Here is a 22,999-nt window from a genome sequence, read left to right as displayed (position 1 = left end):
GTATAGTTTTTTCTTTGCTTATTTTAAGTTTTTAAAGTTGGATTTTATGTTTTTTGATTTTTTGTTTTGTGTGGTTTTGAGGTTTTTAAGTTCTGTCTTTGTGGTGTGGTTAAAATCAAGTTCTTTGCAGTGAAATAAGGTGTGTTTTTGTTGCTTATTGTTGCGTGTTAATGGTCTTTATTTTGGCTTTAATAGGTTGGAATAAAAAATTAAAAAGGGAATATCTTAGTATACCTTGTGTCCTTATAGGGGTTGAAAAATTATCCTAAAGCGGTACTATGCATGTTTATTTAACAACGGAGCCATAAATACTTAACCGTCACGCGAAGTTGTTAATGGGGATCTGTGGTTATGCAAGCTTGTTAATGGATATTGTTATATTGCGGATAAATGAAGGATAGCGTTTGTAGGTACTGAAAGGTGCTAATTAAGGAGTTGATTATGATAAAAACTAAAAAACATCAATTTTTAATAATGACACTCAGTGTGTCAGTAGCGACACTATGTGTATCATGTGTATCTGGCTTGTCGGAAAATCCAACGAAAAGCACTGAGTCTAGTGCTGATGCGTTAGTAAGCATAACTCCAGAGCCGGACGTAGATGCATTAGAGCGTTTAGGTAAGCACGTTTTTTTCGATGAGATCTCATCGCCAGATGGACAGTCTTGTGCATCATGCCATGCACCTGAAGCTGGTTGGACATCACCAGATGCTGAGATTAATGCGGGGTCAATTGTCGTACCGGGAGCCGTGTCACACCGCACAGGCAATCGTAAACCTCCTACGGTAGCTTATACCAGTAGCGCTAAGAACTTTGGCGTGTCGCAGTTTGCTTGGGGTCCAGAAGAGTGTGAAAAAGAAAAGTATGGCTGGCTGTGTCAGGGCGGACTGTTTTGGGATGGTCGCGCTACCGGCTTTATGGTCGGTATGGAAGTTTTCGACGGTTCTTCAGATGAAGTAAAAGCTGCCTATAAACGATTCCTCGGGCCACTTGTTGATCAAGCGTTGGGGCCATTTTCCAATGATGTTGAGCACAATGTGCCTGATGGCAATGACAACGACATGCCAGGGGCCGAGTTTGTTTGTCGTCATGTGGCAAAATCAGAGTATGCGCGTTTGTACGAGCAAGCTTGGAAAGAGAAAATCGACTGTGAGCAAACGGGTGTAGATATCAGCTTTAAGCGTATTGGTGTGGCTCTTTCGGCATGGCAGCAATCAGATGAAGTTAACTCCTATAGCTCTAAACGTGACTTTGCAGTGATGAATGATAATGATGATACGCCTGGTGTCTCTCCATATTCAGAATTTACCGATTTAGAAAACCTTGGTAACGATTTGTTCTGGGGATTAAAGACCAAACTTAACCCCACTGGAAAGGATGCACAGTGCGCTGAATGTCACAACAGTGAAGCACGAGACTCCGTCGGTAACGAATTACATAACCAATTCACCGACAATACGTTCAATCACCTTACTTTGCCACCTAACTATGAGGCATCAAATTTTGATCCTGATCGACCGGATGTTGGTCTTTCTGAGCACACAAGTAAGACACCGCTTACAAGTGGTCATGCAGGTCACTTCCGTACGCCTACTGTACGTAATGTTGATATGAGATCAAGCGATGGGTTTACAAAAGCCTTTATGCACAATGGTTATTTTAAAAATTTAGAAGACATTGTTCATTTCTATAATACGTCATTGACGAAAGTCGATCCTATCAAGTGTCCTGCTGGGACGACTGCAAAACAGGCGCGTGAGAGAGACTGTTGGCCTGAGCCTGAAGTGAATACGTCAAACTCAGCGAGTAGTGAAATCATTGATTTGATGGGAGACCTCGGTCTTACCGAAAAAGAAGAAGCGGCGCTGGTCGCGTATTTAAAGACCTTGACAGACACCAAAACGGTTCAGCCACCGACACTAGCTGGTCAAGATTAAGCGTGTCTATCACTGACATCAGTCTAAAAACTTGGAGTAAGCACGTTGCACAACAACGTGCATTCCCTAATATAGGTATTTGGCGATCGGTGATTAAAATGAGTTGGATAAACCAGCTTGTATAAAATTCGTCTCTTGTATTTTTGAGAGACAACAAAAACCACCGCAAGGTGGTTAATATAAAAATTGCTGTTAGCCAATTTGATTGATTAGATTTCAAGGAATGAATAACTTAATGAGCTTAGTGACTAAACTCATTGGGTATTCTTCCTTTATATCTCATCAGCTGTTTTGCCTCTCCGAATTAGTTGGATTGGCTTGAACACGAGTTAAGTATAAAGGGACTACCAAAGATGAATTTAACAACAATAACGATGAAAAAGCCGGCTATAACGGCGGTTTTGATCGCGATTGTCGCTTTAATGGGGATTTTTTCTGTAGCGAAATTGCCCATTCAATTGCTTCCTGATATTGAACGCCCTCAGTTATCAATACAAACGGCGTGGCGCACAGCGTCGCCAAAAGAAATGGAATCAGAGATTGTCGTACCTATTGAACGGGTATTGGAAGGCATGTCTGGATTGGAAGAGTTGAATGTCAGCACCAGTACTGGGGTTGCCAGAATGAACCTGACTTTCTCCATTGGCACTGATATGCAAAAAGTGATGGTCGATGTGATTGGTCGAATGAATCGACTCGATCCACTGCCGCGCGATGCGACCCAACCTCAGATCAGACTCGGTGGTGGTGCGCCAGCACTGACATTTTTCTTTCTTCAGTCTTTACCGGGCAACCCTAAACCGATCAGTGAATATCGTGTTTTTATTGATGATGTTATTCGACCCGTATTAATGGCCATTCCGGGCGTAGGTAATGTCGAAGTGCGCAGCGGTGCCGGTAGCGATCAAGAATTACAAATTACCATAGACCCTCACCGCGCCGCTCAGCTGGGGTTGAGCATTCCAGAGTTGGCTCGATTACTCGGCCGTGCAAACGACGTATCGGGTGGGCTTGTCGATCTTGGACGACGTCAATATACGCTGCGCATGACGGGCCGTTACGATCCCAGTACGCTACCAGATCAAATTATTGATTGGCATGATGGCCAAGCAATTAAACTCGGCGATATTGCCACAATAGAAGTTGCAGACGGCAGGCGTACCAATCTTGCTGTACAAAATGGTAACCCGGCGATCAGTATTCGAATTGATCGCGAGCCCGGCGCTAACGTCCTCACTACACTTAACTTAGTGAAAGCGGCGGTTGATGAGCTTCGACAAGGTGTTTTAAAAGAAAACCAATTGACCATGGAGCAGTCTTTCGACTCTTCCGTATTTATTTATCGTTCAATCAATTTACTGTCCAGTAATCTTGGGTTTGGCGTGCTATTGTCCATCGGTATTTTATGGCTGTTTTTACGAAAGCTCAGAGCAACCATGATCATTGCCGTGGCGATCCCGTTGTCGTTGCTGGCCACTTTCACGGTGTTAAAGTTGATGGACCGCAGTTTTAATGTGATTTCATTGGCGGGCTTAGCATTTGCAGTGGGTATGGTTGTAGATGCATCAATAGTGGTGCTGGAAAATATTATCCGGCTGCGAGAGCAAGGCAAAGACCGTTTTACGGCTGCTGTTCAAGGTGCAACGCAGGTATGGCCAGCACTTTTAGCCTCTACTGCTACTACAGTCGCCATATTTATACCCGTGCTTTTCTTAGAAGATGTAGAGGGTCAGCTGTTTGGTGACTTGGCTTTAACCATCGCGATTGCCGTGTGTTTTTCTTTGTTGGTTGCGCTGACAATCACGCCGCTGTTGATGAATCGTTACGTCTCAGATAAAGATCTCTCCAGTGCCGACCATTTGCACGCACTGTGGAATCGCATCACTCGTTGGGTAATGAATCTAACGTCTAGTCCGATGCGAAGAACGATATTAACCCTTGTACTAATAGGTGTGCCAGCCTCGGTTTCTTGGCTCGCACTACCAAAAATTGACTATTTACCGCCTGTCAAACAAGACAGTGTAGATGCTTTTTTAATGTTCCCACCTGCGACGAATATCACAACACTAGAGCGAGATGTTGTGAACGTAATGATTGAGCGTTTGCAGCCTTATTTAAATGGTGAACGAGAGCCTGCTTTGAAAGACTATTACATCATGGTCTTCCCTGATGGCGGTGGAAACATGGGTGTGATCGGTCAAGATTTATCTCAGGTCAACGAAATCAAATCCTTAATTAAAAATGAGATTTTGGCCGATTTACCTGATTTGGTTGGTTTTCCTAATCAACGGAGCTTGTTTGGCCGATTAGGCGGAAGCCGCAGTGTGCCGATCCATATTCAAATCAAAGACCCACAAGAACTCGATAGAGTCGCGAGGATAGCCACTGACTTAGTGAAAGAAGCAATGCCAAAAGCGAGAGTTCGCGTACATCCAAGAAGGCAAAGTGCAGAGCCAGAAATACGTGTTACGCCTATGGATGCGCGTCTAGCTGAGCAAGGCTGGAACCGTACAGATCTTGGCTTGTTGGTGAGTACGCTTGGTAATGGGGCCTATGTTGGTGAGTATTTTGATGGTGAAAAACGACTCGATATTATAGTTAAAACAGCGCCTTGGGATAGTCCTGAAAGTTTGGCAGATACACCAGTTATCACCTCGACTGGCAACCTAGTGACGCTCAATCAGCTGGGGAGTGTTGAACGTACTGTGAGCCCAGGCCGGGTACTGAGAGTGGATGGCCGTAGAACGATCACGTTGGAAGTTATGCCGCCACAAGATCAAACGCTTGAAGAAACACTCGACATTTTACAAGGGCAGGTTGAACCCAGTATCCGTGCAGTACTCCCAGAGGATGGCAACATAATCTATGGTGGCAGCGCCGATAACTTGCGTCAGGCAGTGTTGACGCTCGGACAGAACTTCTTGTTTGCCATTGGCTTGCTATTTTTATTAATGAGCGCGCTATTTCGCTCCGTGAAAGACAGTTTCCTTGTAGTCTTGGCGATGCCTTTGGCTATGGTGGGCGGTATTGTCGCGTTACAAGCTATCAGTTCAATCACTTATCAGTCACTGGATTTATTAACCATGATTGGGTTTGTGATTTTACTCGGTTTAGTTGTGAACAATGCGATTTTATTGGTGCACCAAACTCGCATGGGAGAGCGCTCAGGATTAGATCGCCATCAAGCGGTTGAGCGCGCATTGCAGCTACGCTTACGACCTATTTTCATGAGTACTTCAACCAGTATCGTCGGCATGCTGCCACTACTTGCAATCCCAGGTGATGGCAGTGAAATCTATCGAGGCTTGGCTGCGGTCATTGTTGGTGGCATGACCATTAGTTCGGTCTTTACTTTATTGTTATTGCCTTGCTTGTTACGTATGGGCAAAGGCTTAGCACCGGCGACGGATGAAGCAAGCGATGAAGCGCAGGCGTCTTTGTCTCAGTCGTGAAAGCAGAATTAAAGTTAGCTGTGGATCGGGTTAGGACCTGATCCCAGCATAAATCAAAGTATTGGATTCAAATTAGGTAAGTAAGTAATGCAGAAGATTTTTAAACATAAAATTTTTGGGCAACAGGCACTGAGCTGCGGGCTGGTGTTATTGATGATGTTATCGACGACGTCAGTGCTAGCAAATGATAACGCGAAAGCTAAGCCTAAAGGGGTTGCTGTAGATGTGGCAACCGCAAAGTTGCAAGAAGTTGCGCCAGCTACATGGCTGTCAGGTGATTTAATCAGCTTAGTCGATTCAAGGATAGCCACTGAAGTTGCTGGGCATTTGCTCAATATTGCTGAGGTCGGGCAGCGCGTTAAAAAAGGTGATGTATTGGCAACACTCAATGACCGCCTGTTGCGACTGCGTCTGCGAGATAATCTAACGACTGTTGAGCGGCTCAAAGCCCATCTGAGCTATTTGTCGCGTCAAATTACACGAGAGAAAAAGCTAGCAGAGCAAAATAGTACTTCACAGTCAGAGCTAGATAGATTGGAAATGGAGCGAGACATGAGCCGCCAAGACTTAGCGGCTGCAGAGATCCAAGTCGAGCGCACTCGATACTTAGTTGAGCAGTCTCGGATCGTGGCGCCATTTGATGGTGTGGTTGTCGAGCGTTTGGCTCAGCTCGGTGAATATCTTTCCGAAGGCCAAGCTTTATTGCGCTTTGTGAATGTCGATGAAAAGGAAATTACGCTGCGTGCGCCGATCCACTTGTACGACAACTTAACTTTAGGGGCACGTGTTCAGTTGCAACCCGCTCAGGCACAAGCTATGTCAGCGCCTAAATTGGGTGTGATAGAACGCGTGATCCCTGTTGGCAACACACGCTCACGTATGCTGGAAGTACGGATCAAACCTGATTCACCTGATTGGGTGATTGGCGAAGCGGTTAAAGTCCAGTTGCCAAGTGGCGCAGCTGAAAAGCAAGTCACTGTGCCGCGAGATGCACTGGTATTGCGACAAAATCAAATTTTTGTTTACACCGTAGATGCTCAAGGAAAAGCACTTCGAGTGCCAGTGAATCTGGGCACCAGTACCGACGACTATATTGTGGTTGAAGGCAATATTAGTGATGGCGATACCGTCATTGTTCGTGGAGCGGAACGTGTTCGCCCAGGACAATTGGTGCGACCGCTTCTTTGATGTCTCAAAGAGGCACCTCGAAGTGCCTCTTTAGCGCTTTTTGGGCCTGTATATACAAGCTAACTATGCGTAATAAGGCGAGCAAAACATACAGCTGTGCGGCAAATGTCGTAGTTAAAACTAAGTAGAGGAAAGCATACCAGCAGAGTCAGTATTGAAACAGTTTGACAAAGTAAAGGCGCATTGGTGAATGAGGAAGTGATGCCGCAATAGTAAAAGTTGGTAACGCAGCGCCAGTCAAGCTTATGCTGACCGTTAAGAAATTATGCTAGGTCATCAGTGATGATGCACCTAGAGGTGAACTCGCAAAAACAGGGTTCATCGAAGGACTCGAAAATTAAGTAATAAATTAAAACATCCAAGGATTTTTATTTTTTGAATGCAAAGTAACTGGGAATGAGGAACTACTTATTTTCGCGTGAGATGACTGAGACATTGTGCGACGTCGAGCGAATTTTAAGTGGAGTTATTTTCAAAAAATATAACAAAAATATAATTATAAAAGGTGGATATTATGAAAGCGTTGGTTTTCCCTGGACAGGGATCCCAAGAAGTTGGGATGGGAGGGGAACTGTTTGATGAATTTGTCGATTATGTGCGTGTTGCAGATGACATTTTAGGATATTCAATCAAAGAGTTGTGTTTAGTCGATCCAAATAACGTTTTGTCCAAAACACAGTACACTCAGCCTGCTCTTTATGTGGTGAATGCTTTGTACTATCTAAAGAGAAAGCAGGAACTGAATGAAAAAGTAGATTTCTATGCTGGACACAGTTTGGGCGAATATACCGCATTGTTTGCTGCAGGCGCATTTAGCTTTGAAACAGGATTACAACTGGTAAAAAAACGTGGCGAATTGATGAGCACGGCGAAGAATGGGGTGATGGCCGCAGTCATTGGCCTGGATGCGATACAAGTCCACGATGTATTAAAAACACATTCTCTACATAATATTGATGTCGCTAACTACAATGCTCCTGTGCAAACAATCATTTCGGGCTTATTGCATGATATTGAATTTGCAAAAAGTGCATTTGAAGCGCGTGGCGCCAAATTTATTAAGTTGCCAGTGAGTGCCGCTTTTCACTCTAGATACATGAAAACTATCGAAGCAGCTTTCGGCCATTATTTGCAGCAATTTAATTTTGGTTCCCTCTCGGTGCCCGTTATTTCAAATGTAACGGCCAAACCTTACCAAGCAGATTCCATTGCTGAAAATCTAACCAAGCAATTAAGCAGCCCGGTCCACTGGGTAGACTCTATACGTAATATCAATGCAACTGGCCAATGTGACTTTGAGGAAGTGGGTCCAGGAGATGTGTTGAGCAAACTAATTTCATCCATATCAAATAACGAGAATAATAAGGAAGTAGCATAATGGATAAAGATATACATATTATTGGCGCCGGTATTTCTGGACTAGGTAGTGCACATTTTTTAAAGAAGAGTGGCTTTTCTTCAACGGTTTATGAATCAGAAGGGCAGCCCGGCGGGCGCGCTGGATATGAAAAGCTTGAAGATGGCTATTTTGAGACTGGCGGAAAAAACTTTGCTGAATCCTGGACGCATTTTTTTGAAATTGCCAATGATCTAAAGATGAATGAGCTCGACAAGCAGCATCATGCCTTTAATATCATCATGAATGGCGAGCTCAAGACATTTCGCAAAACGATGGGCTTTGCCGAAGTTGTGACCATGATGAAAGACATCGGCATCACGGGAAGCTTGCAGTTCAAGCGTATGATTAACTACAAGTTAAAACACAAACACCAACTCAATTTCGATGAAGGCAAGCTGCTTGAAGTTGAAAAAGAGTACGATCACGCACCGATCACTGAGCACTTCCATGAGAAACTTTGCAAAGGACCTTTGCGCATGTTTTCGATTATTATGGGTGGTGCCGAACCAGAAGAAACCTATTATTCTAATTTGCTTCATATCATGCCATTTGGTGTGGGCTCTTTACGCACCTTTAGCAATACGATTGGGGAGTTTTTTGAAACGCTAGCGGCCAATCACGATGTGCAATTAAATACACGCGTCAATAAAGTCCTAATTGAGGACAATAAGGTGGCCGGGCTCATGGTGGAAAACCAAGAGGGTGAGCAGCGCGTTGATGCGAGCAAGGTGTTAGTGACTCTACCACTGCATTTATTGCCAAACGTCATTGACTTACCTGAGCATGTAAAAGAAGCGATAAAGCTGGTCAGGTATTTCCCCGTTGCCTTGATCAACGCTGAGTATGAATCTGACATATTTACTGAAGACTGTCAGTCTATTATGTTTGACGATAGCTTCCATATCGGTCACTGTTCAGCAAACCGATCATATAAACTTAATTCAGTTCGCTTTACAATTGCCGGTAAAAAAGGGCGCGAGGCATTAAAGCTCTCTGATGAAGAGTTAGTCAAATTGGCTGAATCTGAATTCTCGTCCATTCTTCCAATTAAATCTCCAAGAGTTCGCTACCACGTGAAAAGGCATATGGGCGGGTTATGCGCTTATGGTGCTAATCACTCTCAAGCGAAAAAAATCATCTGCGATTATGTGAAGAGCATTGAAGGCTTAGAAATTGCCGGTGACTACTTGGAGGGACACAATATGGGTTCCTGTCTATCAGCAGCTAAAAAAGCGGTGAACAACTTTACTCAGGCCTGACAAATCAGCCAGCTCTTTTCGAGTAGAGTGATTTAATCACACCGGGCACCTTAATCACAGACCACTTCAGTCAGGGTTGAGGTGTCATCATGCGCCTTTAATTTAAGGGAAAGTTTAGATGATCCATTAACTTTAAATCTAAAAGGCTGACCTTTTTTACTTTTACTCAGATGTGACTATGGAATCTACAGTTTTAAAGTTTGATCGCACAGCCAGAGCACTGCACTGGGTGTCAGCGGTGGTAATTATATGGGCCATGCTGTCGGGTATACTTGTGAGTTTTATACCTTCAACGGCTCAGTCTCAAACAACCTTTTTACAAGACGTAAAGCAGGTAGTTGCAGACTTTAACGTGTCTTTGACAATGTTATATATCCCGTTTTTTATTTGGCGAGTGGCGCATGCGGTACGCACCAAAAAGCCGAGCTACAGTGAAACATTACCAACTGCGCAAGTCAAAGTGGCGCACCTTGCCCATATTTGTATGTACAACCTGATAGCAATACTGCTTGTTTCGGGAGTGTTGATGATGGATAGGCCATTCGGTATGTTTGGTTTGTGGAGTATGGAACCCATTGTAACGGATAAGACTTGGTTGCTCTTTTATTTTACGATTCATAAATACAGCAGCTATATATTGTTCGCATTTATCATCATGCATTTAGGTGCTTTGGTAAAACATCAATATTCAGGCAATCGCATTTTGCAGCGAATGTGGTAACCAGTATTGATAAAGTTTAAGGTGCTAAAGCCTTGATGTTGGACACTTTAATGGTGCGAGAGCCCATTTGATATTGGGGGGTGGGGTCCAGTTTTAAATTGGCTCGTGCCCACCCACTTCAGTCTATTCGTCCAAAATGAGCCGATTCTCACTGGCACTTTCAACTGACACCATCGCCAATTTTAAGGTAATGATTAATATGCTTATTTTATAATCAAGCATGTGCGGTACTGTTGTAGCGCTTCCGACCAATGCGCGTTAGTTTGCTGGGAAAATTTGCGGCGATACCTAGTTATAGAACTTGGCGGTTTAGCTACATCAGCTGCTTATATTCGCCAACGTAAAGGCGATTGCCATTGTGAACCCCTCCTCCGTAGACGTTATTCATAGTCAATTTTCATCGCCAAAAAGCACTGAAACTTCATTGTATAGTATCAGAATTAAAATTATTGACAGTATATTGTATACAAAGTAGTGTGATTAAGAATTGGTCAAAGTTCAAAAAAACATAAAAGGAACCCTTATGAAGCTTAAACTAAACAAACGTCACCTAAAAAGTATGTCTCTCAATGGTAAATCAGTCGGTATCGAAGCGACACCGCGTGTTGCTGGTGGTGGCCCAAATTCAGCATTTTGTGACACCAGAGACGAGTGCGATGGCACTAGGCTATGTACCGGTGGCCTGTGGACTTGTCGCGATTTTTCAATGAGAGATTGTTAATCAAGTCTAGGTGTGCAGTTGTTATATGATAGCAACTGCACTTTGTAATTTAAGGCTGATGTTGCTATTTAATGCCCCTAATGCGCCAAAATGACCTCAATGACAAATGCATCGTTGCTTGCAGTGTTTACTTGCTGAAGAACGCGTTCTGAGCTGGTGCGATTTTTTTGCTGCTAAATCTAATTCTATCGACACCAAGCCGGCGTCTTTAAAGGTTGCACGCGGTTAGAGCAAATAAAAGCGTACAGGCACCAGTACTTTATTATTAACCATTTTTTCGGGTGGCAGCGGCAGGGGTTGAGCGCGTTTAACAACGCTTTTTGCTTCTTTGTTGAGCAGCGGATAGCGAGAGGCTTGAACCACTTCGATATCGAGTGCTTGGCCTTGTGCATCTATTGTAAAACGCACCATCACGGTGGCTTCTTGACGGCGTTTTCTCGCCATTTTTGGGTAGCGTTTTTTCTTTGCTAGATGGGCGATTAACTCGGCTTGCCAGTTTTGTGTCATTTGCAAAGTAAGTATCTCATCTTGGCCTTGGTGCTGGGCCTGATTTTGCGTGGCTAATGCCTCTGCTTGGATAGCTTTGGCTTGACTTGCGCTGCTTTGCTGTTGTGCGGATTGTGTTGCAATCAACTCTGGTTCTGGTTGAAGTGTTGGTTTGGGCTCAGGTGGTGTGGTTTGCGCAAGCTTCTTTGCTGCGGCAATTTTTCCTTCATGCACTAACCCGATATCACTGGGGGTAATTGCTTTAACCTTTGCAGGAGGTGGTGCGCTGGCCGATTGAGCCTGTGAGCTATGAAGCTCTTGTGATTGACTATGCGTCTTGGCTAAAGGTGCTAGCTTGACTACAAAGGGGGCTGTAGATGGAGTTGGGGGAAGCGGCGCAGCAGGTTGCCAACTCCAAAGCGCAACCCCAAGTACAGCAAGGTGTAAAACGAGGGCCCAGATAAATGCGAGCGACCAATCACGGCGAGAAAGCACTTAATTCAGGTCCTCTTCGCCGACCAGCGATACATTGAGATAACCTATGTCTCTGAGCGTATTCAGTAATGACATCAGCGCCCCATAATTAACTTGCTGATCAGCACGGATAAATATGATTTGTTCAAGGTTATTGCCACTGGCGTCATTGAGGACATGAGCGAGCTCTGTCTCGGCAATGGCTTTGTCACCTAAAAAAAGTTGTCGCTCTTTATCTAAAGATAAAATCAGTTGTTTTTGGTCTAGAGCTTGGTGCTCTGCATTCGCACCGGGTAATTCAAGGGGCACTGACACCGTTGATAAAGGTGCCGCAACCATGAAAATAATCAGCAATACCAACATGACATCGATAAATGGTGTCATGTTGATTTCATTATTGAGTGCGAACTCATCTTGTTCGCCGTCATTCATCATCGCCATGTTATTGCTGCTCAAGCTGGCGGCCAGCGAGCACGAGCAACTGGCTTGATAAGGCATTAAGCTGTTTGCGATAAAGCGCAATATTTCGGGTAAAATGGTTGTACATCAATACCGCGGGTATTGCAGCGACTAAGCCAGCCGCGGTGGCCAATAAGGCTTCGGCAATACCTGGGGCGACGACGGCCAAGTTGGTGGTGTTGGTGGTGGCAATACCAATGAAGCTGTTCATTATACCCCACACCGTACCGAACAAACCGATAAAGGGGGCTGTTGAACCAATGGAAGCCAGCGAACCTGTGCCTTGAGTCAAACCATCCGTGAACTCGTCGACACGGCTCTTCATTCGCTGTAGGGATCTTTCCTTAATTCCTTCAGCTGTGGCATTATTTTTTGCGCCCCAGTCTAATTCAATGAGCACTTCAGTGACTAACTGTGCTTCTAAAACACTCGGAGTACGCAGTTGTTCTAGGTTATTTTTGCTGCGGCTGTTTGCTAGCAACTCGCTGAGCCGGCTGCGTGCAGCTGCAATTTGCTTTTGCTTGGCGATAAAGATCCCCCAGCAAGCCACTGATGCAGCGACCAACATTAACATGACGCTTTTGACCACCCAATCTGCTTGCATAAACATACCGTAAGCGGTGAGGGAGCCGCCAGCGGCCGAGGCCTCAAATGTGAGCAATAGTGCAACACAGGCAGTGGTTTTTTTCATCTTTTGTTCAATCCTGCTTTATCTAAAAACAAACCCTTATGTTTAAAGAACGCGTGAGATTTAAAAAAGCGTAATTAGTTTTTAAATTTTTTTACTTTATGTATCAGCCATCGCATTTGGAATGCGGTCAGTTAATGGTTTGAGCAGATAACTTAACATTGAACGCTCGCCATTTTTGACAAAGGCTTGCACTGGCATCCCTGCTTGTAACACCAAGTTTTCAGCAAGCGCATCTTCACTGACTCGGATAGCTACTTGATAGTAGGGCTGTCCGGTGCGTTCGTCGTTCACTGTATCTTGTGCCAAACGCTCAACCTGACCGCGCACTTTTGGTGTGGTGCTGGTATTAAATGCGCTAAATAGCAAGTCGACATCTTGACCAAGGGCGACACTGTCAATCAGATTGCTCGGGATCTTTGCATTGACGATCAGTTGTTGCCCTTTGGGTACAATTTCCATCAGCAGCTGAGATTGAGACACGACGTCACCAAAGGCATCCAACCCAACCACTTGGCCCGCTACAGGGGCGCGAATTTCACTGTGCTCTAGACTAAATTGTGCAGTGATCATTTGTTGTTGAAACTCACTGATATTGGATTGATTCTTTGCCCTTTGTTGACTTACCTCTTGGCGGTAGCTTTTGCGAGTTTGCTGTAGCTGAGTATCTAGCTCTAGTAGGCGGGCACGTTGTGACAATAGCTCTGATCTGGCATTTGCAGAGTCAGCCCGGATCTCAGCGGCCTGTGCTTTCAATTGGTAAAGCTGCTCTTGCGATTGAAAGCCTTTTTTAACCAACGCTTGGGTGTCCGCTACCCAGTTGTCATAGACGCTCGCTCTTTGATTGTGGCTGGCTACAACATGTTCTAAGCCAGAGATGCGAGATTGTGTGGTGTGTTTGTTGTCTTGCAGTAATTTTAGTTGTGTGTGTAAAGCTCCACGGCGTTGCTCGAATACTTGTTGATTGAGCACCATGGCCTGGTGTGCTTGGGGTAAATTCACCTTGGTCAATGCCGTAGAGTATTGGAGCTGAGCTGCATCTGCCAATTCAGCGTTCAGGCGTTCTTTCTCTGCCAGTGCCATATAATATTGGGTTGTGGCAGCCGCTAGCTGACTTTTCGCAATTTTATTATCCAAGATCAGCAAAGGGTCTCCTTGCTCTACCCACTGTCCATTTTGCACTAATAAGTCCGCAATAACCCCATTTTGTGGTGCCTGAATTTGTTTTTTATGCCCTGCAACAACCACTTGACCTTCGACAACCACGCCTTTATCCAGCGGTGCAAATGCACCCCAGACTAAAAACATGCCCAAACTGAAGGCGATAGTGATCCAGCCAAGACGGATATGTTGACTGCCGGCGATTTCTTGATTTGCCTTCATGTTACGCTGCTCCTCTGTGGCCTTGCTGGGCTTTTTGCATTGCACCTAGTACCTGATGTTTGGGCCCAAAGGCCTGCACATTGCCTTTATTGAGCAACAATATCTTGTCACTCAGGCCTAAAATATTGGCTCTATGAGTAATGAAAATAACACTGCAACCGGACTGCTTGAGTGTTTTGATGGTGTTTGCCAGTGCTGCTTCGCCAGCATCGTCCAAGTTCGAGTTAGCCTCATCTAGGATCACCAGTTTGGGGTTGCCGTACAGCGCCCTTGCCAAACCTATACGCTGTTTTTCACCGCCAGATAGACCCATGCCGCCTTCACCTAAAATTGTGTTGTAGCCATTGGGTAATTTGAGGATCATCTCATGTACGCCTGCCAACCGTGCAGCATCGATGACAGCCTCGTCGTTTATATCACCAAAGCGGGCAATGTTCTCGCTGATACTACCTGCAAACAAGCCGACATCTTGAGGTAAATAACCCAAGTGAGGGCCTAAATTTTGTGTATCCCATTGAAAAATGTCAGCGCCGTCTAGACGCACCTTGCCCATGCGCGGAGCCCAGATCCCGGTGATCAATCGTGCAATGGATGACTTTCCGGCACCCGAAGGGCCCAGTATGGCGAGCACCTCACCGGGCTCTAGCTCAAAACTTACATTGCTAAGCACAGGAGTTTGAGCCATTGGTGGGATCAAGGTGGCATTTTCTACGCTTAATTTGCCACTTGGGGCTGGCAGAGCGAGTCCGACTTCTGGAGCTGGGTATTGGTGTAATAGCGCATCTAGACGTTGGCGAGACAGCTTCACACTCTGCCATTGCTTAAATGCCCCTACGAGCTGCTCAACTGGAGATAATAAGCGACCAGCCATGATAGAGCCGGCGATCATCATGCCGGCGGTGATTTGGCCATCTACTGCCAACCAAGCACCGGCGCCTAAAACAACTGATTGCAACGCGAGGCGCAAAACTTTGCTGGTGGCTGTGAGTACTGAGCTTAAGTTGCTGGCTTCACTTTGGTGGCTGATACCTGCTTGGTGCTGAGTTTGCCATCGCGCCTGCAAATTGCCTTGCATGCCCATGGCATACGCAACTTCTGCATTATTGATGATACCGCTGGCCAGTCGCGTGGCATTAGCGGTTGCCAAAGAAGACGCCTGTAAGGGTTTTTTAGCCCAGACTTCATTGAGTAGTGCTAATGCGAATAATAGCAAGGTGCCGACCAGCGCAATGGTGCCGAGTAAGGGGTGAAAGAAAAACAACAACAGCAGAAAGACTGGCGCCCACGGTGCATCGAAAAAGGCAAAAATGCCTGTACCTGTCATGAATTGACGGACTTGGTTGAGGTCGTTGATAAGTTGGCCCGGATTGGCATTGCCTAATTTGAGCTGATGTTGATATACGGCTTCAAAAACCTTGCCGTGTAAATCGTTATCAAAACTTTCACTGACACCAATTAATACTCGGCTACGTACCCACTCCAGTGCGCCCATTAATAAAAAGAAACCTGCCACCATCATGGATATCATCAATAAGGTGTCTAAATTGGCTGAGCTCAATACCCGGTCGTAAACTTGTAGCATGTAAATTGCGGGAATGAGCATTAATAAGTTTATGACAGCACTGAAGCCTGCGACATGCAGTAAGCTACGCTTTTGCTTACTCAGTGCGGCTTTTAATGCTTCACTTGTCTGAGCTTGGGGGATCATGAGTTATCCCCTTGACGTCGAGCGCGCGCAATCCGCCAAGCGCCCAATAGTGCCAACCAGCCCCAACTTAGGGCACCGCCATTACCGTAGTGAACGGTTTCACTTTCTTTGACTTTGGCCTCTGCATTTACGTAGAGCGTAGTGAGCGCACCAATTCGAGCGCCGACGTCAGCATCTCGACAATTGATGGAAAAGGAGTACACGCCGGAATCAGGAGATATTTTGATACTGCCTTGTGGTGCAATATCCCCATCAGGCACCCAGTCGCCGCTCGCGACACCGCCTGTGGCAATACAGTTTGTCGCATTGCTGCTACTCCAGGTCACTTCGGCTTCTTCGCCAAGCTTTAAAGTGCCGGGAGTGATGCTGATAGAGACTGAACCTGTGGGCTTCATACCACTGAGATCGACTTCATACACAGTGCCCAAAATGTCATTTTCATACACCCAACCCGCTTGGTTAGTATAGCCACGACCACCATTTATGGTTGTACCATAGAGCCGCCCATTTTCTGCCAGCATTAAGCCTGTGGGGGTTTTGCCATCTACGTCTTCACCAGGTCCGCCTTTAAAGGAGTGCACGTGCTCAAAGCCACTCTCAATGAGCTTGCCATCTTTGAACTTGATATCTGCTAAATTAATACGGTAAATAGTCCCATCACTTGTCATATTGAGTGCTTGTTCGGGGTATTTTCCACCCTCTCTCACGGAGATTAAGTCGCTTTTATGTACGCCGCCACCCATCGTCGTACCGTACAAATAGCCGCTCTCTGTTATCACCATCGGGCCACGAGGTTGACTGCCATCTTCGCCGCTAAAGGTATGCAGTAAGGTAAATTCCGAGCCATCTTTTTTGAGTCTAAATACCGAGCCATGAGGGTTGCTGCCATCGTAATGAGGGTAGTCTGTATGGATCAAGCGCTCACGGTCACCAATCGCGCTATAAAATAGGTAGTCACCACCACAGAGACCATTGGCAAATGCAGTCTCTTTGCCACTGTATGTAATGATGCCTTTCGTTTTACAGCTTCCAACAGAGGTTGAACCATATAAATAGCCTTGTTCATCTTCCACTAAATAAGTAGCGATGCGACCTTCAGTGGCGTTTGTATCCCACGGAATTTCACCTTGCTGTAAAGTAAATTCGTGCAGTATGGTAATAGCGTCCACCGGATTTTCACTGAGCTCGATAGCATAGAGCGCACCGACGGGAAAATCGTCGTCAATGGATAGAGTATCTAAAAATGGTATGCCTCTTGGGTAACCAATGTAGCCGTAAAGTGTGTTGCCACTGAGTAACATACCGCCGGCAGCAGTAAAGTCACTATGCGGACTATTGTTAAAGCGATATAGTTCCAACAAGCTATTGTCGTGTTCTAGCCGCATTAACCTAGAATAGGTTTTGTGATCTGTATCGATAAACAGCAGGCGACTTTGGTTGTCAAATATGGGATTGACATTAGGTTGCGGGAAGAGCGTTTTATTTTCATTGTTAAATAGAATGGTTTTATTGCTGCCATCTGAGTGCACGAAGAAAACATTGCCTTTGCTGTCAATACTGTACAGTCGATCTAATTCTGGATGCTGTACAAACCCGACCAATCCATTTACATCTTTTGCCAATGCAAAATAATGACCTTCAACCGGTGTTAGTCCCCACATACTTGGTGCCACGACATCGTTGCCGGTACGTCCCATTAATGAGAGGCCAATCAATTGATCTCGTTCTGCGTTATAAATGGGCGGTGCAAATGGTTTTCCCGCACTCGGCCAACCTTCAGGCCCTGTATAGTGAAGGGACGTGAGGTAATTAACGCTGACATGATCAATTGCAGTGGTTGCAAGACTAGAGAAAGGTAGTGATAACAAAAAGATACAGAGTTTTTTCATAGTTGGCTCAATAAAAGACAGATAGCACTGCAGCTTAGCTGCAGTGCTCTAGGGTTAAGCGACTAGGTCGAAGTCAACTGCGGCAGATACACCCACAGTGCCTGTTGGGCCTAAATCAACACCATTTGTAGATAGTACATTCATCAAGTAGCTGAAGTCTGAGTCTTTCATGCCATCAACGATGTTGTGTGTCGTATTGTCACCAGCGTTACGGCCAATTACGCCGCCATTTGCATCAAAGCCTGCGTTTAGACCAACAGTGTCCAGACCGTCGAAGCTCACTAGCTCTTCAGTGAAGCTGTATTCACCGTTTGCATCTTGAGTTAGTCCGCGGCCGAATGAGATAGACGCGATTTCACCGTACATAGTGTGTGAAGGACCTGCGAAGAATGTGTAGTCAATGTAAGAACCATCAGCAGCTTGAATGATAAATCCTAGACTTTCAGCACCAACTTGGCCTTCTTGCGCATACTGTGTACCAGAGAAAGTACCGAACAGACCCCAAAAGCCAAGGTCTACAGTTGGGTTTGGATTCTCAGCACCAGCAAAGCTACCAATGTTTTCGTTGTAGTCAGTGTTAGTGAAAAAACGAGATGCATCAGTGAAGAAGTCGTTTAGGCTAGGGAAGTCGTAGCTAACGCTGTAAGTTACTTGTATAGACATGATAAATCCTTAATAGTTAATTGTTTTATAATATTGACCTAACGGTCGTGTTGAGACATATCGGCTGCGCGCCAATCCGATATGTCCGTTGTTATTGGCAAGGGTACGCCCTTGCAATTCAAATTCGTTTTGCTTATTTGGCTTTGCGGAATCGTCTGCCCATTACCAAGCCCAAAATCAGCATTAACCCACCAAATGCACCACTGCTGCCTTTGTCTTCCTGAGGCTCCGGTGTAGGCGTTTCACTCGCATCAGGTGTTGGCTCAGGTTCTGGCTCCGGCTCAGGTTCTGGCTCCGGCTCAGGTTCTGGCTCCGGCTCAGGTTCTGGCTCTGGCTCCGGCTCCGGCTCTGGTTCTGGCTCTGGCTCTGGCTCTGGCTCAGGTTCTGGCTCCGGCTCCGGCTCTGGCTCTGGCTCCGGCTCTGGCTCTGGCTCTGGTTCCGGCTCTGGCTCTGGTTCCGGTTCCAGCTCTGGATTGACTACCAGTTCAAGTGTGCGAACAAAGGCCTTTTGATCTGTATCCAGACAAGTGAGCACATAAGATTTGTCACCTTCCGACTCTGGCTCAATGGTTTCTTGACCCGTTGCATCCTTTTCACCTGCCCAATCACCGCTGGCAGTACAGCCACTGAGATTTGTGGATTGCCAGTGTAGCTCTAGACTCTCACCTAGTTCGAGCTGCGCTGTTTCAGTGGTAAAACTGAGGTCGTGTTGAGTGACAGAAAATTGAAAAACACCGCCTGAGTCTGTGGTATTGTTGCCGTTTGTTGCGCCATATATGGTTTGTGAACCATCAAGCAAGGTACCAGCGGATAGGCCCATAGGTGCGATTGAATCCTTGCCGGCAAAGTGCAGCACGACTTCATAAGTGTCTTTTGCTCTGTCTACATCAGTGGCATCTTCACTTAGGTTAATACGGTAGAGCGTACCGGACTCGCCATCGCTGCCACCGCTTGAAGTTGTGCCGTAAATGTTGCCATCGGCGGCTAACACGAGGGGACCTGCTGGTTTATCACCATCTTGGCTATCTTCTTGTGTCGCAAAGGTGTGTAAAACAGTGAATCCGTTGTCATTGCTTTTGTGCATGCGCCAGATGGTTTTTTGTGACGTGCCGTAAAGCCAGTCACCGTGTTCGACGAGTCCGTTGGTTGCCAGCACATGATCGTCAATCAGCCCGTGAGTCTCATCATCAAAGCTCTTGAGTACAGTGACATCTGTGCTGCCATCTGTTGCGACATTGGTTAAGTCCACTTTAAATAAAGTACCGCTGGCAAAGTTATCACCTTCTAAGCCGTCATTACTGCCGGCACCTGCGGAATCTGCTGATTTATGCGCAAGGCCGTAAATAGCATTGTCAGCTGCACTAAAAACCAATGCAGCAGGTGATTGTCCTTTAGTGAAAACGTATAGATCGCCAGCTGCTTGCTTATATTCTTCGCGGCTGAAATCGACCAGCATAGCAAGTTCACCTGTGCTGCTGAGTCTTAGCAGTGCATAAAAGTCATCGCTGCGATCTGAGGCTGCGAAGTACACGTTGTCTTGTGAATCAACCGTGAGTAAGCCATGTATTTCAAATTTACCGCCATTAATACCTGACAGATCAAGGTCTGCCAGTGCATCTTGCATTTCTTCGCCTTCGCTCCACTTAAATAAGCTGGTTTTAGCGCCACCGTAAGCCATGCCTTTACCGTCGATAACAACATTTGTACCAAACGCTGTGATCTCGGTATTTAGAGAGTTGGCTTGCGTGTTGTAGTCAGTTAGCGCACCTTCAGTTAGCTGAGGTGTAAAATAATAAATACCGGACTGTCTGATTGAGGCAAAATCGCTACCGCCACCAGAGAGAAAAGTGCCGACAAGCTTGCCGCTGACCGGATGTAGTACGGGCGGCTTTGCAGGCAACATGCCCTTATCACCACCAAACATGATGGTTTGTGGTGTGCCAAACACATGTAATTGCTGCAGGTTGATCTCAGCGGCGCTTGCCAAGTTTGCGCTAACTAACGCGCTACTGATAAGTGCCAACTTAAAAGCTTTTCGCATGTTTATACCCTTGTCTTTAATTAAAATTTTGCTGTTATTCTTGCGATGACGCTGCGTCCCGGCGCAATCCAGTAAGAGGTGCCATTTGCCTCGGCATAATTGAGGTCCTTGAGGTTGTCAATCGACATGCGCAACTGAATATTTGGTGAGTATTGGTAGTCCAGCCACACGTCGTAAACTTCCCAGTCCACGACCTTCTCATAGGCTTTCCCACCGCGACCATCGTTGTCTTCAAAGCGCATTCTTGCGCCAACTTTTAGGCTGTCATCAAACAACTTTAATCCAAGTGTGATGGCGCCATTGTTTTTCGGAGGTGGAATGTAAAGCAGTCCGCCAGACTCAGTTTTACCTAAGTTTGTAGCGGGGAAACCGACCTGACTACCTAGTGGGAACGGGTTGTAGTCACCCAGGCCAGGATCGAAATTCATCTTGGTATAATTGAGCTCAGCAAACATCATTTTAGATTGATAATCAGCTTGTAGCTCTATGCCTTCAAAGCGGATCTCATCTTGCAAATTGACATAGCTGCGAATGCCACTTTTGTCGCTCACTGAGGTTGGACTCATCACCATCCCCTGAATGATGAAGTTGTCTACGGTGTTTTCGAACCAGCCTGTTTTAATAAACAGATCATGCTCTTTGGCCAACTGACTAAACTCAAAATTCATCCCCACTTCGTTGTTACGAGATTCTTCGGCTTGTAAGCCGGGGTTTGGGTAGAAAGGAAATTGGTTGCCCACATGCATCCCGAATAACAAAGTTTCAGTGATCGAGGGAGGGCGCACACCTTTGGCAGAACTGACATAAGCTTGAATTTCATCATTAAAGCGGTATGCAAATCGTAAGTTAGGTGAGACAAACTCGTCGTGGCGTGCCACGGAAAAATTAGTGTAGATCAGCGTCTTGCTCGGGGTGACACCGGGTGGATTGAGAATCGAACCAGAGTTGATCTCACCCTCTCCCTCGAGTGAAAAGTGCTCATATCTGACGCCCGCTTCAATGGACAGGTATTCCCCATATTGCCACTCGGTCTGGAAAAACGCACTGCTCACTGCACGGTTTCCCCCAGGAGTTGCCCCTGTGAACCAAGTTGGGTCACCCGTTCCAGGCGTTTGTTGGATTGCTTGAGGCTGGGTCCAGTCTCTAAAGTATTCCACGCCTGTATTGAGCATGAGCAGTGAATCAGCTTCACTCAGCCAAGCATGTTCTAAGCTAAAGAATGAAATATTTTCGAGCACCAGACCAAAGGTATTGGTTTCGTATTGCAACTCAAACTCCCCGTAGGGGTTTATTGAGTCTCCCAGCTCAAACTGATGCTGGCGCATTTGAGTTCGGTTGTAGTAAACACTTGAACTTAAATCAAAATAATCTGAGTTAGGGTTCCAGAAGTAATCTACTTTAATGGTGTCATTACTGAGTTTGCTGGTGGCACTGGGTTGTTCGGTTTCCCCTGTGGTCGAGCCCTCGTCGAAGTTGGCAGAGAAGCCCACATAACTCAGCTTTATGGCGTGTTGTTCGTTGATTTTATAGCTGGCCTTGAGCAAAGAGGACCATTGATCTTGCTCGGTAAACGAGCTGAGCGCATTAAAGTAGTTGTCATTGCCGGCATTACCACCGTGCTGACCAGGCTCAAACCTTCCGACGTGTTTGCGCCCAACCGCTGCGACCAGCTCAAGATCCTTTCCCAAGCGTACACCAGAGGCGAGTAAGCCTTGCATATGGTATGCGTTGCTGCCTGTTGCGAGCGCCACTTTGCTGCCGTGGTCTTGCCCTTCAAGTGCGAGATCAGCAAATTCCAGTGTGTTGAAATTTACGACACCGCCAATGGCACCTGCGCCGCCAGCGTGGCCGACGGGACCTTTTGCAATGTCAACACTGGAAAGCAGTTGGGGATCTAGATAGACAGTACCATTGGCGCCGTGTCCGCTGCGCTGAAAATTTTGTCTTGCACCATCGATCATCACATTGACTCGACCAAAGTCTTGAATACCACGTACATTGACCGCGACTCCGGGTTCTTGACGTGTTTGCGATGTGGTCACGCCGGGCACATTGTAGAAAATGTCAGAGGTATCACGCGGTGCTACACGGGCAAGCTGATCTTGGCTTAATTTAGTGTCTGAAGAAGCGGATTGATAGATCTCTTTATGGGTATTATTACTGGCATATACCTCTAGCGTATCGAGCATGACCGCGTGTTCAAGGTTGCCTGATAGCGCTCGAATGACATAGCTACCATTGCTGGTTTTCTCAGCGTATAAACCTGTGCCTGCGAGCAACTGTTCAAAGCCATCACTCAGTACAAACGCGCCTTTTAACCCAGTTGTTTGGGCACTGCCTATCTGGTTGGGATCAAATTGCAACAGTACGCCTGTTTGCAGTGCCAAGGTATTGAGTGCCTCAGCTAAGCTGCCTTTGGGAATATCAAGTTGGTGTGCCTGTTGTGCCAAAACGGCGCTTGGTAGAGCAAGCCCTGTACACAACACAGCAGTAAAAATTGAGCGAGTAGCACTGTCGCCTATCATAAATG

The 22,999-nt window shown here is 46.1% G+C and carries 16 protein-coding genes; 7 read left to right on the top strand and 9 right to left on the bottom strand.

From position 1 onward, the window contains the following. Positions 1–441 precede the first annotated feature (441 nt). From MHN81_RS12540 to MHN81_RS12510, 7 genes are all read left to right on the top strand, one after another. On the top strand, positions 442–1,938 hold the full coding sequence (locus MHN81_RS12540) for a cytochrome c peroxidase (protein ID WP_023398976.1): 1,497 nt from the start codon (positions 442–444) through the stop codon (positions 1,936–1,938). Between the two features lie 353 nt (positions 1,939–2,291). After that, a complete protein-coding gene (locus MHN81_RS12535) occupies positions 2,292–5,390 on the top strand; it encodes an efflux RND transporter permease subunit (RefSeq protein ID WP_239425853.1) in 3,099 nt (1,032 codons plus the stop codon). An 87-nt stretch (positions 5,391–5,477) separates the two neighbouring features. Then, entirely contained in the window at positions 5,478–6,578 is a 1,101-nt protein-coding gene (locus tag MHN81_RS12530; RefSeq protein ID WP_239425852.1) for an efflux RND transporter periplasmic adaptor subunit, read from the top strand. 514 nt (positions 6,579–7,092) lie between these two features. After that, entirely contained in the window at positions 7,093–7,956 is an 864-nt protein-coding gene (gene fabD / locus MHN81_RS12525) for an ACP S-malonyltransferase (protein WP_023398979.1), read from the top strand. Next, a complete protein-coding gene (locus MHN81_RS12520) occupies positions 7,956–9,236 on the top strand; it encodes an FAD-dependent oxidoreductase (protein ID WP_023398980.1) in 1,281 nt (426 codons plus the stop codon). The genes fabD and MHN81_RS12520 overlap by 1 nt, the downstream gene beginning before the upstream one ends. A 178-nt stretch (positions 9,237–9,414) precedes the next feature. Then, the gene (locus MHN81_RS12515) at positions 9,415–9,957 is read left to right on the top strand and encodes a cytochrome b/b6 domain-containing protein (RefSeq protein ID WP_239425851.1); all 543 of its coding nucleotides are present in this window, start codon (positions 9,415–9,417) and stop codon (positions 9,955–9,957) included. A gap of 523 nt (positions 9,958–10,480) precedes the next feature. Continuing rightward, entirely contained in the window at positions 10,481–10,678 is a 198-nt protein-coding gene (locus tag MHN81_RS12510) for a hypothetical protein (RefSeq protein WP_023398982.1), read from the top strand. A 225-nt stretch (positions 10,679–10,903) separates the two neighbouring features. Here the strand turns inward: MHN81_RS12510 and MHN81_RS28255 are convergent, their stop codons facing one another. From MHN81_RS28255 to MHN81_RS12465, 9 genes are all read right to left on the bottom strand, one after another. Continuing rightward, complete coding sequence (locus MHN81_RS28255) at positions 10,904–11,659, bottom strand: energy transducer TonB (RefSeq protein WP_239425850.1); 756 nt, start codon at positions 11,657–11,659, stop codon at positions 10,904–10,906. Beyond that, the gene (locus MHN81_RS12500; RefSeq protein WP_023398984.1) at positions 11,660–12,079 is read right to left on the bottom strand and encodes a biopolymer transporter ExbD; all 420 of its coding nucleotides are present in this window, start codon (positions 12,077–12,079) and stop codon (positions 11,660–11,662) included. Between the two features lies 1 nt (position 12,080). Next, a complete protein-coding gene (gene exbB / locus MHN81_RS12495) occupies positions 12,081–12,788 on the bottom strand; it encodes a tonB-system energizer ExbB (RefSeq protein WP_239425849.1) in 708 nt (235 codons plus the stop codon). A 96-nt stretch (positions 12,789–12,884) separates the two neighbouring features. Beyond that, entirely contained in the window at positions 12,885–14,168 is a 1,284-nt protein-coding gene (locus tag MHN81_RS12490; RefSeq protein ID WP_239425848.1) for an HlyD family type I secretion periplasmic adaptor subunit, read from the bottom strand. A 1-nt stretch (position 14,169) separates the two neighbouring features. Then, complete coding sequence (locus MHN81_RS12485; RefSeq protein ID WP_239425847.1) at positions 14,170–15,876, bottom strand: type I secretion system permease/ATPase; 1,707 nt, start codon at positions 15,874–15,876, stop codon at positions 14,170–14,172. Continuing rightward, a complete protein-coding gene (locus MHN81_RS12480) occupies positions 15,873–17,765 on the bottom strand; it encodes a choice-of-anchor tandem repeat GloVer-containing protein (RefSeq protein ID WP_239425846.1) in 1,893 nt (630 codons plus the stop codon). Before MHN81_RS12480 ends, MHN81_RS12485 begins: the two co-directional genes overlap by 4 nt. A gap of 54 nt (positions 17,766–17,819) precedes the next feature. Then, positions 17,820–18,428 (bottom strand): heme acquisition protein HasA, encoded by a 609-nt coding sequence (locus tag MHN81_RS12475; RefSeq protein ID WP_239425845.1) that lies wholly within the window; start codon positions 18,426–18,428, stop codon positions 17,820–17,822. Between the two features lie 133 nt (positions 18,429–18,561). Further along, a complete protein-coding gene (locus MHN81_RS12470) occupies positions 18,562–20,469 on the bottom strand; it encodes a choice-of-anchor tandem repeat GloVer-containing protein (RefSeq protein WP_239425844.1) in 1,908 nt (635 codons plus the stop codon). 20 nt (positions 20,470–20,489) lie between these two features. After that, positions 20,490–22,994 (bottom strand): TonB-dependent receptor, encoded by a 2,505-nt coding sequence (locus MHN81_RS12465; RefSeq protein WP_239425843.1) that lies wholly within the window; start codon positions 22,992–22,994, stop codon positions 20,490–20,492. Positions 22,995–22,999 lie beyond the last annotated feature (5 nt).

It is taken from the genome of Pseudoalteromonas sp. Of7M-16, assembly GCF_022347805.1.
In the GTDB taxonomy this organism is placed as follows: Bacteria; Pseudomonadota; Gammaproteobacteria; order Enterobacterales; family Alteromonadaceae; genus Pseudoalteromonas; species Pseudoalteromonas luteoviolacea_F.
This window is presented reverse-complemented; position numbering and strand designations above follow the sequence as displayed.